The organism is Roseateles sp. FW301-B2, assembly GCF_058788955.1.
In genome coordinates this window covers 1-13,090 of record NZ_JBYTBE010000052.1, presented here as the reverse complement: position 1 = coordinate 13,090, position 13,090 = coordinate 1, and the positions used below count along the sequence as shown (strand labels likewise).

Genomic DNA, 13,090 nt, shown 5'->3' with positions numbered 1-13,090 from the left:
ACGAAAACTGGCAAAGGCCTAATCTAGGACCCATCGAATCCTTTGTTTTTCACCTCACAGCAGGAGCTTTCCATGACGACACTCACCCGTGACCAGCAAATCGCCGCCCTCGAGAAGGATTGGGCCGAGAACCCCCGTTGGAAGGGCATCAAGCGCGGCTACACCGCTGCCGATGTGGTGCGTCTGCGTGGCTCGCTGGCCATCGAGCACACCCTGGCCAAGCGCGGCGCCGAGAAGCTCTGGGGCCTGGTGAACACCGAGCCCTTCGTCAACTCGCTGGGCGCGCTGACCGGCAACCAGGCCATGCAGCAGGTCAAGGCCGGCCTGAAGGCCATCTATCTGTCGGGCTGGCAAGTCGCCGGCGACGCCAACAGCAATGGCGAGATGTACCCCGACCAGTCGCTGTACTCGGTGGACTCGGTGCCCAAGGTCGTGAAGAAGATCAACGCCACCTTCAAGCGCGCCGACGAGATCCAGTGGAGCGAAGGCAAGAACGACATCGACTACTTCGCCCCCATCGTGGCCGATGCCGAAGCCGGTTTCGGCGGCGTGCTGAACGCCTTCGAGTTGATGAAGTCGATGATCGAAGCCGGCGCCGCTGGCGTGCACTTCGAAGACCAACTGGCCGCCGCCAAGAAGTGCGGCCACATGGGTGGCAAGGTGCTGGTGCCGACCCGCGAGGCCGTGGCCAAGCTGGTGGCGGCGCGTCTGGCGGCCGACGTGATGGGCACGCCCACCGTGCTGCTGGCCCGTACCGATGCCGAAGCCGGCGATCTGGTCACCACCGACGTGGACGACAACGACAAGCCCTTCTGCACCGGCGAGCGCACCGTCGAAGGCTTCTTCCGCACCCGCAACGGTCTGGACCAGGCGATCAGCCGCGGCCTGGCCTATGCCCCCTACGCCGACATGATCTGGTGCGAGACCGGCAAGCCCGACCTGGCCTTCGCCAAGGCTTTCGCTGACGCCATCCACGCCAAGTTCCCCGGCAAGCTGCTGGCCTACAACTGCTCGCCTTCCTTCAACTGGAAGAAGAACCTGGACGATGCCACCATCGCCAAGTTCCAGCGCGAGCTGGGTGCGATGGGCTACAAGTTCCAGTTCATCACCCTGGCCGGCTTCCACAGCCTGAACTACTCGATGTTCAACCTGGCCTACGGCTACGCACGCAACAATATGAGCGCCTTCGTGGAGCTGCAAGAAGCCGAGTTCGCAGCTGCCGAGCGTGGCTTCACCGCCGTGAAGCACCAGCGCGAAGTGGGCACGGGTTACTTCGACGCCGTCACCACCACCATCGAAGCCGATGCCTCCACCGCGGCGCTGAAGGGTTCGACCGAAGACGAACAGTTCTTCGACAAGAAGCACGGCTGATCGCGATCGCGTTCAGCAGCCGGCCCGAACTCAAAAGGTTCGGGCCTTTTTCATGCCTGTGCCTGTCTCTACATGGAGGCGCGCAGCAGCGCCGCGTACTCCTCGCGCGTGGCCACGCGCGGATTGGTCTTGTGGCAATGGTCCTTCATGGCGCCGTCGATGACGCGCTCGAAGAGGTCATCTGTCACGCCCAATGCCGCCAGCCCGCTCGCCAGACCCAGACGTGCGTTCATGTCCCGCAGGGCCTCGGCCATCGCCTCGCCGGCAGGATCGCAGCGCGCGATGCCCATCGCCTGCGCCATGCGTGGCAGGCGCGCATCCTGCTGCAGGCTCTCATGCTGGGCGTTGAAGCGCACCACCGCCGGCAGGAACATCGCGTTCAGCGTGCCATGGTGCAGGCGCGGGTTCACGCCGCCCAGCGAATGGCTCAGCGAATGCACCGCACCCAGGCCCTTCTGGAAGGCCATCGCGCCTTGCATGCTGGCGCTCATCATCTGCAGGCGCGCATCGCGGTCGCTGCCGTCGCGGGTGGCGCGCTCGATCGCGGCCCAGCCGCGCCGCAGGCCTTCCAGCGCGATGCCGTCGGCGGGCGGGTTGAAGGCCGCGGACATGAAGGTCTCCATGCAATGCGCAATCGCGTCCATGCCGGTGGCGGCCGTCAGCAGCGGCGGCAGGCCCAGGGTCAGCTCGGGATCGCAGATCGCCGACTTGGGCAGCAGCTCCCAGTTGTGGAAGCCCAGCTTGCGCCCATCGTCCACGATGACGATGGCGCCGCGCGCCACCTCGCTGCCGGTGCCAGCGGTGGTGGGCATCGCGATCAGCGGCAGCACCGCCTTGGTGATCAGCCCGCTGCCGCCCTCGATGGTGGCGTAGCGCGTGAGCGGCCCCTCGTGGGTGGCGGCGATCGCCACGCCCTTGGCCAGGTCCATGGCCGAGCCGCCGCCGATGGCGATCAGGCCGTCGCAGCCGCCCTCGCGCCAGGCCTGCACACCCAGGCGCACCGCCGCTTCGGTGGGGTTGGCGGGGGTGCCGTCGAACACGGGCAGGGCAGGGCCCTGCCAGCCCGACAGCGCCAGCTCCAGCACGCCGGCCGCGCGCACGCCGGCATCGGTGATCACCAGCGGCCGGCGCATGCCGATGCGCGCGCATTCGGCGCCCAGCAACTCGCGCGCGCCATGTGCGAGGTGGATATGGGTGAGGTACTGGATCAGGGCCATGCTGATGTTCCTTCCTAGTCTGCGAAAATCCGCCATCGTTGGATTGGCCGAGCCTAAGCCCTGGAGTTCTTGTTGAGTAGCACCTTGTTGACACCGCGCATGGCGGGTGTGCTGACGCGCATCCACCGCGCCAACCGCCCGGCCTTTCATTCCCTCACGCCCAAGCAGGCCCGCATCGGCTACCTGATGGGGGCCGAGATCCTGGACCTGCCGCGCGCGCCGCTGCCCCGCGTGGAGAACCTCAGCGTACCGGGCGCCGAGGGGCCGCTGGCCGCGCGCCTGTATGCGCCCAAGACCGCCGAGGAAGCCAGGCTGCCGGTGCTGCTCTATCTGCACGGCGGCGGCTTCACCATCGGCAGCCTGGAAACGCACGACTCGCTGTGCCGGCAGCTCGCGCTGCGCAGCGGCGCGGCGGTGCTGTCGCTGGACTACCGGCTCGCGCCGGAGCACAAGTTCCCCGCCGCGGTGGACGATGCCTGGGCGGTGATGCGCTGGTTGCCGGGTGCGGCCGCGGCCCTGGGGCTGGACGGCAGCCGCATCGCCGTGGGCGGCGACAGCGCCGGCGGCACGCTGGCAGCGGTGTGCGCGCTGCACGCGCGCGATCTAGGGCAAGACCTGGCCCTGCAGCTGCTGATCACCCCCGGCACCTGCGCCCATGCCGACACGCCCTCGCACAAGCTGTTCGCCAACGGTTTTTTGCTCGACGCGGCGGCGATCGCCTGGTTCTTCGACCATTACATCGAGCACCATCACAAGCGCGACTGGCGCTTCGCGCCCATGGAGGCGCCCGACCACAGCGGCCTGGCCCCGGCCTGTGTGATCCTGGCCGAATGCGATCCGCTGGTGGACGAGGGTGTCGCCTACGCCGACCTGCTGCGCGCCAATGGTGGTGCGGTGCAGCTGGAGCTGTACCGCGGCGTGACCCATGATTTCATCAAGATGGGCCGCAGCATTCCCGAGGCCCTGCTGGCGCTGGACGCCTGCGCCCTGGCGCTGAAGGAGGCGCTTTTCAAGCCATGAACCGCAGCAACTTCCGTTTCTTCGAGCGCCTGCGCGTGCGCTGGGCCGAGATCGACGCCCAGCAAATCGTCTTCAACGGCCATTACCTGACCTACTTCGACACCGCCGTGGGCGGCTACTGGCGCGCCCTGGCGCTGCCCTATGCCGAAACCATGCAGTCGCTGGGCGGCGACCTGTTCGTGCGCAAGGCGACGCTGGAATACCTGGGCTCGGCGCGCTACGACGATCAGCTCGAGATCGGCGTGCGTTGCGAGCGCGTCGGCAACAGTTCCATGCTGGTGCAATGCGCGGTGTTCCGCGCCGACGAACTGCTGGTGCATGGCGAGCTGATCTATGTGTTTGCCGATGCGCAGACCCAGACCCCCAAGCCGGTGCCCGAGACCCTGCGCCAGGCGCTCACCGGCTTCGAGGCCGGCGCGGCCATGGTCGAGGTGCATGTCGGCGCCTGGTCGGAGCTGGGCACCGACGCCAGCCAGATCCGCCAGGCGGTGTTCGTCGACGAACAGAAGATCCCGGCCGAGATGGAATGGGACGCCGGTGACGCCAGCTGCCTGCATGCGGTGGCCTACAACCGCCTCGGCAAGGCCCTGGCCACGGGCCGGCTGCTGGAGCATGTGCCGGGCGTGGCCAAGATCGGCCGCATGGCGGTGCTGCGGCCGATGCGCGGCGGCCAGGTCGGGCGCCAGGTGCTGGAAGCGCTGATGGCGGCCGGCCGCGAGCGCGGCTACCGCGAGGTGCTGCTGCACGCGCAGCTCAGCGCCGCCGGTTTCTACACCCGTGCCGGCTTTGTGCAGCGCGGCCCGGTGTTCGAGGAGGCCGGCATCGGCCATGTGGAGATGGTCAGGGCGCTGTGAGCGCCAGCAGGGGGAAAAAGCGCTCGACATGGCGCTCGCCCTCGATGCAGGGCGCGAGTGCCGCCGCCATCGCCCGCTCGGCCAGGGCCAGCTCTTGCGCCGAGGCGCCCTGGTAGATCTCCATCCAGGTCAGCAGCTCGGCCGCCTTCACATCATCAGCGTCGCGCTGCAGCAGGCGCAGCTGGACGCCGGCCGGCAGTTCGTGGCGCTGTGCCGCGATGCGCTCGCTTGCCACGGCGGCCTGCGCCGCCCGCAGCTTGTAGTAGACGTAGAGCTCGCTGCTGCTCATTGCGGCTCACTGGGGCTCGCGCAGCTCGTAGGGCAGGGGGCGCACCTCCAGCAGGGCCCCGTCGGCGGCGCCCAGGTGCAGGCTGCCGCCCTCCAGGGCCGCGATCTTGGTTTCGGCCAGCAACAGGGCGCGGCCGTCGCGCTCGGCCACCGCCGCCACCAGGCCCGCGGGCTGGCCCGGATCTTCGCTGTGGAAGATTTCCTGGCCGACCTGCGCCGGCGCGGCGGTTTCGAACAGAAAGGTGCGGCGCTTCAGGGTGCCGCGGTACTGGCTGCGTGCCACCACCTCCTGGCCGGGGTAGCAGCCCTTCTGGAAGTTCACCCCGCCCAGCAGTTCGAGATTCAGCATCTGCGGCACGAATTGCTCCACCGTGGCGGCTTGCACCCAGGCCAGCCCGCTTTGCACGTCCAGCCACTGCCAGTCGGCGGCGCTCAGCGCCGGCAGCGCGGGCGCCGGCGCCGTGGCGGGCAGGGCCAGCAGATAGCGCGCCTGGCCGGCCGCCTGACCAGCCGCATTCGGCAGCCGCAAGACCTGACCCTCGTTGAAAGCTGCCAGGTCCCAGGTCTGGGCCGGCGCCACCGCGCCCAGCCAGGCGCTGGCCGGCGCGCCCGCCAGGCCCCAGAGCTGGAACTCGGCCGTGGCATCGCTGAGCTTGCACTTGGCGCGCATCACGAACATGCTCAAACGCTTGAGCGTCGGCGCCAGCAGCTCCACCGGCAGCACCAGCAAGAGCTCCTCGGGCCCGCTCTTCCATCCGACCAGGGTGGCCAGCAGGCGGCCCTTGGCGGAGCAGTAGCCGGCCAGGCGGGCCTGGCCGTCGCCCAGCAGGGCGAAGTCCTGGGTCAGCTGGCTGTGCAGGAACTTGGCGGCCTCGGCGCCGGCCGCGCGGATCACGCCGAATTGGGTCAGCCGCAGCGCGGCGCCGGAGAGGGGGGCGATGGTTTCTTGGCTCATGGGGGGCGATTATCATCAGCGCCCGCCAACACCGCCGCCATCACTGCCGCATCCAGGGCGGCTTGCAAGGACATTTCGAGACCATGAAGACATTGGGCAAGGCCCTGCTGACCCTTTCCTTGTTGGCGCTGCTGGCCCTGGGCGCGGCTGCGGGCGGCGCCTGGTGGTGGCTGCAACGGCCGATGACGCTGGCGGCGGCCTCGGTCGAGCTCTCGATCGAGGCCGGCAGCTCGCCGCGCGAGGTGGCCCAGGCCTGGGTGGCGGCCGGGGTGCAGGAGGATGCGAGAGTGCTGTACCAATGGTTCCGCTGGTCGGGCCAGGCCAAGCAGATACGCGCCGGCAGCTACGAGATCCACCAAGGCGCCACGCCGCGCGAACTGCTCGCCAAGATGGTGCGCGGCGACGAGGTGCTCGAGCAGGTGCGCCTCATCGAGGGCTGGACCTTCCGCCAATGGCGCGCCGCGCTGGCCGCCGCGCCGGCGCTCAAGCACCAGACCGCCGAACTCAGCGAGGCCGACATCATGGCCGCCCTGGGTGCGCCGGGCCAGCACCCGGAAGGGCGCTTCTTTCCCGACACCTATGCCTACAGCCGCGGCGTCAGCGACCTCACCGTGCTCAGGCGGGCCTACCGCACGATGGGCCGGAAGCTGGACGCGGCCTGGGCCGGCCGGGCCGAGAAGCTGCCGCTCAAGTCGCCCGACGAGGCGCTGATCCTGGCCTCCATCGTCGAGAAGGAGACCGGCGCCGCGGCCGACCGCGGCCTGGTGGCCGCGGTGTTCGTGAACCGCCTGCGCCTCGGCATGCCCTTGCAGACCGACCCCAGCGTGATCTATGGCCTGGGCGCGGCCTTCGACGGCAATCTGCGCAAGCGCGACCTGCTGGCCGACACGCCCTACAACAGCTACACCCGTGGCGGCCTGCCGCCCACCCCCATCGCCATGCCGGGCGCCGCCTCGCTGGCCGCGGCCCTGCACCCGGCGCCCTCGCGCGCGCTCTACTTCGTGGCGCGCGGCGATGGCAGCAGCGAATTCAGCGATGACCTGGCCGCGCATAATCGCGCCGTCAACAAATACCAGCGCGGCAAGTGAGCTTTCATCCCCGTTTCATCAGCATTGAAGGCATCGACGGTGCCGGCAAGTCCACCCATATCGCCGCCCTGACCGAACGCCTGGTCGCCGGCGGGGCCAAGGTCTTGAACACCCGCGAACCCGGCGGCACCGAGCTGGCCGAGCGCCTGCGCGAGCTGGTGTTGCACAGCGGCATGGACGGCCTGACCGAGGCGCTGCTGGTGTTTGCCGGCCGGCGTGACCATTTGCAGCGCGTCATCGAGCCGGCCCTGGCGGCCGGCCAGACGGTGCTGTGCGACCGCTTCACCGACGCCACCTTCGCCTACCAGGGCGCCGGCCGCGGCATGGACCTGCAGGTGCTGGCGACGCTGGAGCAATGGGTGCAGCAGGGCCCCGAGGGTCTTCTTCGTCAACCCGACCTGACGATCTGGTTCGACCTGCCGCCCGCCACTGCCGCGCAGCGCCGGGCCGCGGCGCGCGAGGCCGATCGCTTCGAGCAGCAGGACCTGGACTTCTTCGAGCGCGTGCGCGCCGGCTACGCGGCACGCGCCGCGGCCGCGCCGGCGCGCTTTGCCCGCATCGACGCCAGCGGCACGGTCGACGAGGTCGCGGCGCAATTGCGTGCCGTGATGGAGGCGCGGGGATGCTAGGCCCCGACGGCAAGCTGCCGCTGCCCTGGCTGGAGGCGCCGCTGGCGCAGGCGCTGGCGAACGCGCGCTCGCATGCGCTGCTGGTGCAGGGCCCGGCCGGCGTGGGCCAGTTCGACATGGCCCTGCTGCTGGCCCAGTCCTGGTTGTGCGAGGCGCCCGCCGCCGGCAAGCTGGCCTGTGGCCGCTGCGCCGCCTGCCACCTGTTCCTGGCCCATGCCCATCCTGACTTCATGGTGCTGCTGCCCGAGGCCTTGCGCGAGAGCCTGGGCTACGGCGCCGATGACGAGGAGGGCGGTGCCGAGGCCAAGACCGGTAAGGCCAGCAAGGCCAAGCCCAGCCGCGAGATCAAGATCGACGCGGTGCGCCAGATGCTGGGTTTCGCCCAGGTCACGGCGGCGCGCGGGCGCGCCAAGGTGGTGGTGGTCTATCCCGCCGAGGCGCTCAACACCGTGGCCGCAAACGCCTTGCTGAAGACCCTGGAAGAGCCGGCCGGCATGCTGCGCTTCGCGCTTGCCAGCAGTGCCCCCGAGGCCTTGCTGCCCACCATACGCAGCCGCTGCCAGCCGGTGCCGCTGGGCCTGCCGCCGCAGGAACTGGCGCAGGCCTGGCTGTCCGAGCAGGGCGTGGAGGCAGCCGAGGTGCTGCTGGCCGCCACCGGCGGCCGCCCGCAGGAGGCGCTGGCCTGGTATGCCGACGGCGTGCGCGCCCAGGCCTGGCTGGAGCTGCCGCGCCGCGTGGCGCGCGGCGAAAGCGCGGCGCTGAGCGACTGGCCGGTGCCGCGCGCCATCGCCGCGCTGCAGCGCCTCACCCACGACCTGCTGCGCGGCAGCCACGGTGCGCCGCCCAGCTATTTCCCGCCCACGGCCCTGCCCAAGCCGCGCGGCGCGGCCGGCCTGCATGCCTGGGGCCGGGCCTTGCAGGACGCGGCGCGGCATGCCGAGCACCCGCTCAACGCCGGGCTGCTGATGGAATCGCTGGTGGCGCAGGGGCAGCGCGCGATGCGCGTGGCGGCCTGAACGAGAAAAGCAGAGAAGCTCCCGCTTGTCGGTGCATTCGCGCGGATAGGCGGCCTTGACCTTCGCTACACTGCCGCTTATGAGTGAAATTCCAACCAAACCCCAGGCCGCTGCCCTGGCAGCCGTGCCGGCTGGCGGGGGTGCGCGCCCGAGCGTGGTGCAGTTGGTCTTCAAGGAAAAGGGCGCGCTCTATGCCGCCTACATTCCCATCTTCACCGACGGCGGCATCTTCGTGCCGACCACGCGCGACTACAAGCTGGGCGAGGACATCTATCTGCTGATGATGCTGCCCGAGGACCCGCAGCGTTACCCGGTGGCCGGCAAGATTGCCTGGATCACCCCGGCGAATGCCTCGGCCGGCCGCACCCAGGGCGTGGGCGTGCGCTTTCCGGGCGACGAGAAAACCCGCCTCATCAAGCTGAAGATCGAAGAGATGCTGGGCACCTCGATTTCCTCGGCCAAGGCGACGCAGACCATCTGACTCCTTTTGACATACGGCGCGCCGCCCGGCGCGGGCCCGTGTGAGGCTGCCATGTACATCGACTCCCATTGCCATCTGAGCTTTCCCGAGCTCAAGGCCAATCTGCCGCAGATCCTGGCCGAGATGCAGGCCGCGCGCGTGACGCAGGCGATCTGTATCTGCACCACCATGGAAGAGTTTCCCGAGGTGCGCGCGCTGGCCCATGCGCACCCGCAGCTCTTCGCCACCGTGGGCGTGCACCCGGACAACGAGGACGTGCACGAACCCAGCGTGGCCGAGTTGGTGGCGGGCGCGCAGGACCCCAGGGTGCTCGCCATCGGCGAGACCGGCCTGGACTACTACCGCCTGGGCGAGCGCACCCTGGCCGACATGGAATGGCAGCGCGAGCGCTTTCGCACCCATATCCGCGCCGCGCGCCAGGCCGCCAAGCCGATGGTGATCCACACGCGCAGCAGCGCCGCGCACACGCTGGAGATCCTGAAGGAGGAGGGCGGCGAGCAGGCCGGCGGGGTGTTCCATTGCTTCACCGAGAGCCTGGAAGTGGCCAAGGCGGCGGTGGACCTGGGCTTCTATATCTCGTTCTCTGGCATCCTGACCTTCAAGAACGCCGCCGACCTGCGCGCCGTGGCGCTGGCCCTGCCGCTTGACCATCTGCTGATCGAGACCGACAGCCCCTATCTCGCCCCCATGCCCCACCGACGCAAGACCAACAGCCCGGCCTATGTGCCCCATGTGGCGAAACATCTGGCGGCCGTGAAGGGTCTGGCGGTGGAAGCGGTGGCCGAGGCCTGCAGTGCCAACACCAGGCGCCTGTTCCGCCTGCCCGAGGCCTGAGATGGGCGCAAAGCGCCTGCGCGTCTGGGTGGGGCTGTGGCTGGGCCTGCTGCTGGCCATGCCCGCCCTGCTGCATGCGCAAGCAGCCGGCGCCCAGGCCGGCGACCCATTGACCGAGCAGTGGCTGGCGGCCGCGCAGCGCGACAACGCCGGCCTCATCATGACCCTGATGTTGCGCGGCACCGACCCCAATCTGCGCAATGCCGAGCGCCAGACCGCGCTGCATCTGGCGCTGCGCAACGAAGCCGACAAGACCGTCCAGACCCTGCTCAAGCATCCCGGCCTGGACGTCAACGCCATCAACCAGGCCGGCGAGACGCCGCTGATGCTGGCGGCCCTGAAGGCGCGGCTGGACTGGATGAAGGCCCTGGTGGCGCGCGGCGCGCTCGTCAACGAACCCGGCTGGACCGCCCTGCATTACGCCTGCAGCGGCCCCGATCGCGGCGCGGTGCGCTGGTTGCTGGAGCAGGGCGCCGAGATCGACGCGCGCTCGCCCAATGGCAGCACGCCGCTGATGATGGCGGCCGGCTACGGCGAGAGCAGCAGCGTCGAGGTGCTGCTGAAGGCCGGTGCCGATGCCGGCCTGCGCAATGAGCAGGGCATGGACGCGGCGGACTTCGCACGCCGCGCCGGACGCGATCGGGTGGCCGAGCAAATTGCCCTGGCGCGCAGACGTTGAATAAGGCTTGCGCCGCAGCACCGGCGTAGGAACTTGCCTGACAAGCGGTTTGGCCCTGGGCCGACTGACGGACGCCGCCGCCGCTCCCTACAGTTGCTCCCATACCTACCGGAGCAAAACCATGCGCCTGAACCCCAACGCCACGTCGCTCGTCGATCCCTTCGCCATGCTGCTGGACCTGGACAGCGTGGTGTTCGCGATGGAACATTCCGAGCGCCTCAGCCGCCTGCGCAGCCGCATCTACCGCCCGCTGGACAAGCCGCTGATCCCCAAGGGCAAGGCCGCACTGAAGGCGCTCAGCGAGCTGGCCGACTTCGACCGCATGGTCGATGACGCCGGCCTCGAATGCGACGCCGACGACGCGCAGGCCTGCTGACGCAACTGCGCTAGGACGCGTCCTGCACGCGCAAGTCGAACTCGCGCAACATCACCGGCTCGAGCGCACCCTCGGCGACGCGGCGCAACACCGCAGCATTGATCAATGCCGCGAAGCGCTGATAGGTCTCCAGCGGATCGTCGTCGACGGCCTCGGGGCGAAACCGGTAATGCAGGGCGCGCCGGCTGACGCTGGCGCCCACCAGCGCATCCCCATGACAGACCCAGAAGCGCACGGCCTCCGAATCGGGATGAAAGTAGGCGTCGTGTGACAAGGTGGGCTCCATTCCTTGCATCAACGCTTCTTGTCCTTCTCCAGTTCATTGGCAATCACACCGCCGATGACGGCACCGCCCACGGTGCCCACTGTGCTGCCGCCGGTCAACACCGCGCCGCCCACGGCGCCAACGCCAGCCCCCACGGCCACATTGCGATCGCGGTGCGACATACCCGCGCAGGCGCTCAGGCCAAGCAGAAGAATCAGTGAGCACAGGCTGATCTGAGTACGGTAGTGGTTGATCATGATGGGACCTCGGTAGTAAAGCTGAAAACGACAAGCCCAACATAGGGCTTGGCCAGGCCGACGTCCGTGCGGTGGCGTACCAAGGCGCTACCTCCGTATCCGCTGAGTCATGGCAGCGCGCGAAGCTGCGATAAGCGGCGCGTTCACTGTCAAGCCCGCGCCACCATAGATTTTTTCCGGCAGGCAGCCGTTTGGAAAGGCCACGCCAAGGTACGCGGTCTTAGTGGGCTGGGTTGTGCGTGGCATCGGGTTGCTGCTGGGCGGCCTACTACTGGCTTTGCTATGCCTACACTTCTACGGTTCGCGGTGAGGCGCGTGCAACCTAACCAGTCGCTCGAGCCGACTCGCGTCGGCAGGTCGCCGCTCCCGGCATAGCTTCAACGTGAGGCCCAAATATGACCAAGCCCTCCACAGCGCCAGACAAGCGAACACTGGTCGATCGCGCGCTCGATCGCATCAAAAACAATCGGGTGGCAGCTGCGGTCATCATTCTGTGCATTGGCCTCGGCGCGCTGGCAAGCTTGACTGACTCACTGAAGAAGCTGTACCAGGTCTTGCCTGCGCCATCCAAGGACGCAGTTGACGGTCAATGGAAGTCAGAGCCATTTGAGCCCTATGGCTCGGGCAAGCAGACTCTCGTGCTAGAGGTCAAGGAGGTCGCCGAAGGAAGGCTCGCTGGTTTCGTTCGCTTCTACGACTCGCAGGGGAAACCAGCGTCACCTGAGTTCGATATTCAAGGCAAGCGCGAGTCGAACAAGGTCACGCTTTCCTTTGTCGGCGGCCTGAAGAGAAGTCCTCCATCGGGCGGGCCCTTGGTTCCAGTTCCGGAGTCGTTCTCTGGGGACCTCTCTGGCAATGACTTCAAGCTTGTCTATGAGCGTGACGGATACACCCCAATTGCGCTCGTCGCCCACAAGGTCCAGCCGTGACTGCGCTGGGGCCTAATCCTTCCATCGTGGGGCGAACGATAGTTCGACAATGTGTACTCTGTCGGAGTCGATGGCGTTTCGAGTTTGAGCCGATGAATGCTGGGCAAAACTCGATTCAGGCGATGCGATACCCAGTGCCAGAATGACAGTCAAGACGGCCCAGGCTCCCCGCTCTTTGGCCCGCTGAAACAAGTCCCGCTGAGCGGGGTTTGCCTCCTCCTCGGCCAGCCAGTACAGCAGCGGCAGAGGGTCAGTTTTTGTGATCGTGGCAAGCACCATAAGCTGCGCTGCCGTGGGCTTCCTGCGGCCATGTTTCCAGTCACTACGTTTGGCCCGCGTGATGCCAAGTAGTTCTAGCTCATGACGCTGCTCAGGCGTCAATCCCTCCAGAAGTGGGAGAAACATTTGTCGTTGCCTCCGTACTCATTATGAGTACATAGTCTGCACCCGAAAGGGGTACGCGGACGCGATGATAAGCGCACAAAACACGGGAGCAGGGCCAGCATGTGGCCCACTGACGCATAGGGCCTACACAGGTCACTTTGTCAGCCGCGCGCTTGAGTCTGGGAAGACTCCGATAGTTCACGTGCAGATCCGCCGCCAGGGCGTCACCTTCTGCGGCACGGTTGCCCAGATGGTCGAGCAGTTCGCCATGGATGCAAAAGGCGAGTGGTTCAAGGTTGATTGCCAGCTTGGCCGCGTTTGGGTCGAGTCGCGCAACGTGCGCCTGTGCTCCGGGGATGGCCGGTGCACCTGCGAGGGCGACAACGCATGAGCGGGTTGAGCGTCGTGGCCGCTGGCGCGTCGGAATTCCGGGGGGCGGGGTTCGGC

General features: G+C 68.0%; 18 protein-coding genes. 12 read left to right on the top strand and 6 right to left on the bottom strand.

Annotated features, from left to right (window positions below; translation table 11 throughout):
• Positions 1–72 precede the first annotated feature (72 nt).
• Entirely contained in the window at positions 73–1,371 is a 1,299-nt protein-coding gene (gene aceA, locus AC3WQY_RS23395) for an isocitrate lyase (protein WP_285232181.1), read from the top strand.
• 68 nt (positions 1,372–1,439) lie between these two features.
• Here aceA and gbd read toward each other — a convergent pair whose 3' ends face one another.
• Positions 1,440–2,588: a 4-hydroxybutyrate dehydrogenase gene (gene gbd, locus AC3WQY_RS23390; RefSeq protein WP_492710966.1), complete on the bottom strand. Its 1,149-nt coding sequence runs from the start codon at positions 2,586–2,588 to the stop codon at positions 1,440–1,442.
• Between the two features lie 99 nt (positions 2,589–2,687).
• On the opposite strand from gbd, the gene AC3WQY_RS23385 reads away from it, so the two are divergent.
• On the top strand, positions 2,688–3,608 hold the full coding sequence (locus tag AC3WQY_RS23385) for an alpha/beta hydrolase (RefSeq protein ID WP_492710987.1): 921 nt from the start codon (positions 2,688–2,690) through the stop codon (positions 3,606–3,608).
• Positions 3,605–4,462, top strand: a complete 858-nt coding sequence (locus AC3WQY_RS23380) for a YbgC/FadM family acyl-CoA thioesterase (protein WP_492710964.1) — start codon at positions 3,605–3,607, stop codon at positions 4,460–4,462. The genes AC3WQY_RS23385 and AC3WQY_RS23380 overlap by 4 nt, the downstream gene beginning before the upstream one ends.
• Here the strand turns inward: AC3WQY_RS23380 and AC3WQY_RS23375 are convergent.
• Positions 4,449–4,751 carry a DUF4936 family protein gene (locus tag AC3WQY_RS23375; protein ID WP_492710963.1) on the bottom strand — a complete coding sequence of 101 codons (303 nt, stop codon included), beginning with the start codon at positions 4,749–4,751 and terminating at the stop codon, positions 4,449–4,451. The genes AC3WQY_RS23380 and AC3WQY_RS23375 overlap by 14 nt on opposite strands.
• Positions 4,752–4,757: 6 nt before the next feature.
• The gene (gene ygfZ, locus AC3WQY_RS23370; RefSeq protein ID WP_492710962.1) at positions 4,758–5,705 is read right to left on the bottom strand and encodes a CAF17-like 4Fe-4S cluster assembly/insertion protein YgfZ; all 948 of its coding nucleotides are present in this window, start codon (positions 5,703–5,705) and stop codon (positions 4,758–4,760) included.
• Positions 5,706–5,788: 83 nt separating this feature from the next.
• On the opposite strand from ygfZ, the gene mltG reads away from it, so the two are divergent.
• The 7 genes from mltG (at position 5,789) to AC3WQY_RS23335 (ending at position 10,808) form a co-directional block, all read left to right on the top strand.
• Positions 5,789–6,793, top strand: a complete 1,005-nt coding sequence (gene mltG, locus AC3WQY_RS23365; protein WP_492710961.1) for an endolytic transglycosylase MltG — start codon at positions 5,789–5,791, stop codon at positions 6,791–6,793.
• Positions 6,790–7,422, top strand: coding sequence for a dTMP kinase (gene tmk / locus AC3WQY_RS23360; RefSeq protein WP_492710960.1), 633 nt, complete (start codon positions 6,790–6,792; stop codon positions 7,420–7,422). Before mltG ends, tmk begins: the two co-directional genes overlap by 4 nt.
• Entirely contained in the window at positions 7,416–8,438 is a 1,023-nt protein-coding gene (gene holB, locus AC3WQY_RS23355; RefSeq protein ID WP_492710959.1) for a DNA polymerase III subunit delta', read from the top strand. Before tmk ends, holB begins: the two co-directional genes overlap by 7 nt.
• Before the next feature lie 79 nt (positions 8,439–8,517).
• Positions 8,518–8,919, top strand: a complete 402-nt coding sequence (locus AC3WQY_RS23350) for a PilZ domain-containing protein (protein WP_285232190.1) — start codon at positions 8,518–8,520, stop codon at positions 8,917–8,919.
• Positions 8,920–8,970: 51 nt separating this feature from the next.
• Complete coding sequence (locus tag AC3WQY_RS23345; protein WP_492710958.1) at positions 8,971–9,753, top strand: TatD family hydrolase; 783 nt, start codon at positions 8,971–8,973, stop codon at positions 9,751–9,753.
• A 1-nt stretch (position 9,754) separates the two neighbouring features.
• Positions 9,755–10,432, top strand: a complete 678-nt coding sequence (locus tag AC3WQY_RS23340) for an ankyrin repeat domain-containing protein (RefSeq protein ID WP_492710957.1) — start codon at positions 9,755–9,757, stop codon at positions 10,430–10,432.
• A 121-nt stretch (positions 10,433–10,553) separates the two neighbouring features.
• Positions 10,554–10,808 (top strand): hypothetical protein, encoded by a 255-nt coding sequence (locus AC3WQY_RS23335; protein ID WP_492710955.1) that lies wholly within the window; start codon positions 10,554–10,556, stop codon positions 10,806–10,808.
• Positions 10,809–10,818: 10 nt separating this feature from the next.
• On the opposite strand, the gene AC3WQY_RS23330 is transcribed toward AC3WQY_RS23335, so the two are convergent.
• Together AC3WQY_RS23330 and AC3WQY_RS23325 are read right to left on the bottom strand one after the other, a co-directional pair.
• The gene (locus AC3WQY_RS23330) at positions 10,819–11,082 is read right to left on the bottom strand and encodes a DUF1488 family protein (RefSeq protein ID WP_492710953.1); all 264 of its coding nucleotides are present in this window, start codon (positions 11,080–11,082) and stop codon (positions 10,819–10,821) included.
• A gap of 20 nt (positions 11,083–11,102) precedes the next feature.
• Positions 11,103–11,330: a YMGG-like glycine zipper-containing protein gene (locus tag AC3WQY_RS23325; RefSeq protein WP_492710952.1), complete on the bottom strand. Its 228-nt coding sequence runs from the start codon at positions 11,328–11,330 to the stop codon at positions 11,103–11,105.
• Between the two features lie 395 nt (positions 11,331–11,725).
• Between AC3WQY_RS23325 and AC3WQY_RS23320 the strand changes: the two genes are divergently transcribed.
• The gene (locus AC3WQY_RS23320; protein ID WP_492710950.1) at positions 11,726–12,259 is read left to right on the top strand and encodes a hypothetical protein; all 534 of its coding nucleotides are present in this window, start codon (positions 11,726–11,728) and stop codon (positions 12,257–12,259) included.
• A 12-nt stretch (positions 12,260–12,271) separates the two neighbouring features.
• On the opposite strand, the gene AC3WQY_RS23315 is transcribed toward AC3WQY_RS23320, so the two are convergent.
• The gene (locus AC3WQY_RS23315) at positions 12,272–12,664 is read right to left on the bottom strand and encodes a hypothetical protein (RefSeq protein WP_492710948.1); all 393 of its coding nucleotides are present in this window, start codon (positions 12,662–12,664) and stop codon (positions 12,272–12,274) included.
• Positions 12,665–12,845: 181 nt separating this feature from the next.
• Between AC3WQY_RS23315 and AC3WQY_RS23310 the strand changes: the two genes are divergently transcribed.
• Positions 12,846–13,034 carry a hypothetical protein gene (locus tag AC3WQY_RS23310; protein ID WP_492710947.1) on the top strand — a complete coding sequence of 63 codons (189 nt, stop codon included), beginning with the start codon at positions 12,846–12,848 and terminating at the stop codon, positions 13,032–13,034.
• Positions 13,035–13,090: the final 56 nt, after the last annotated feature.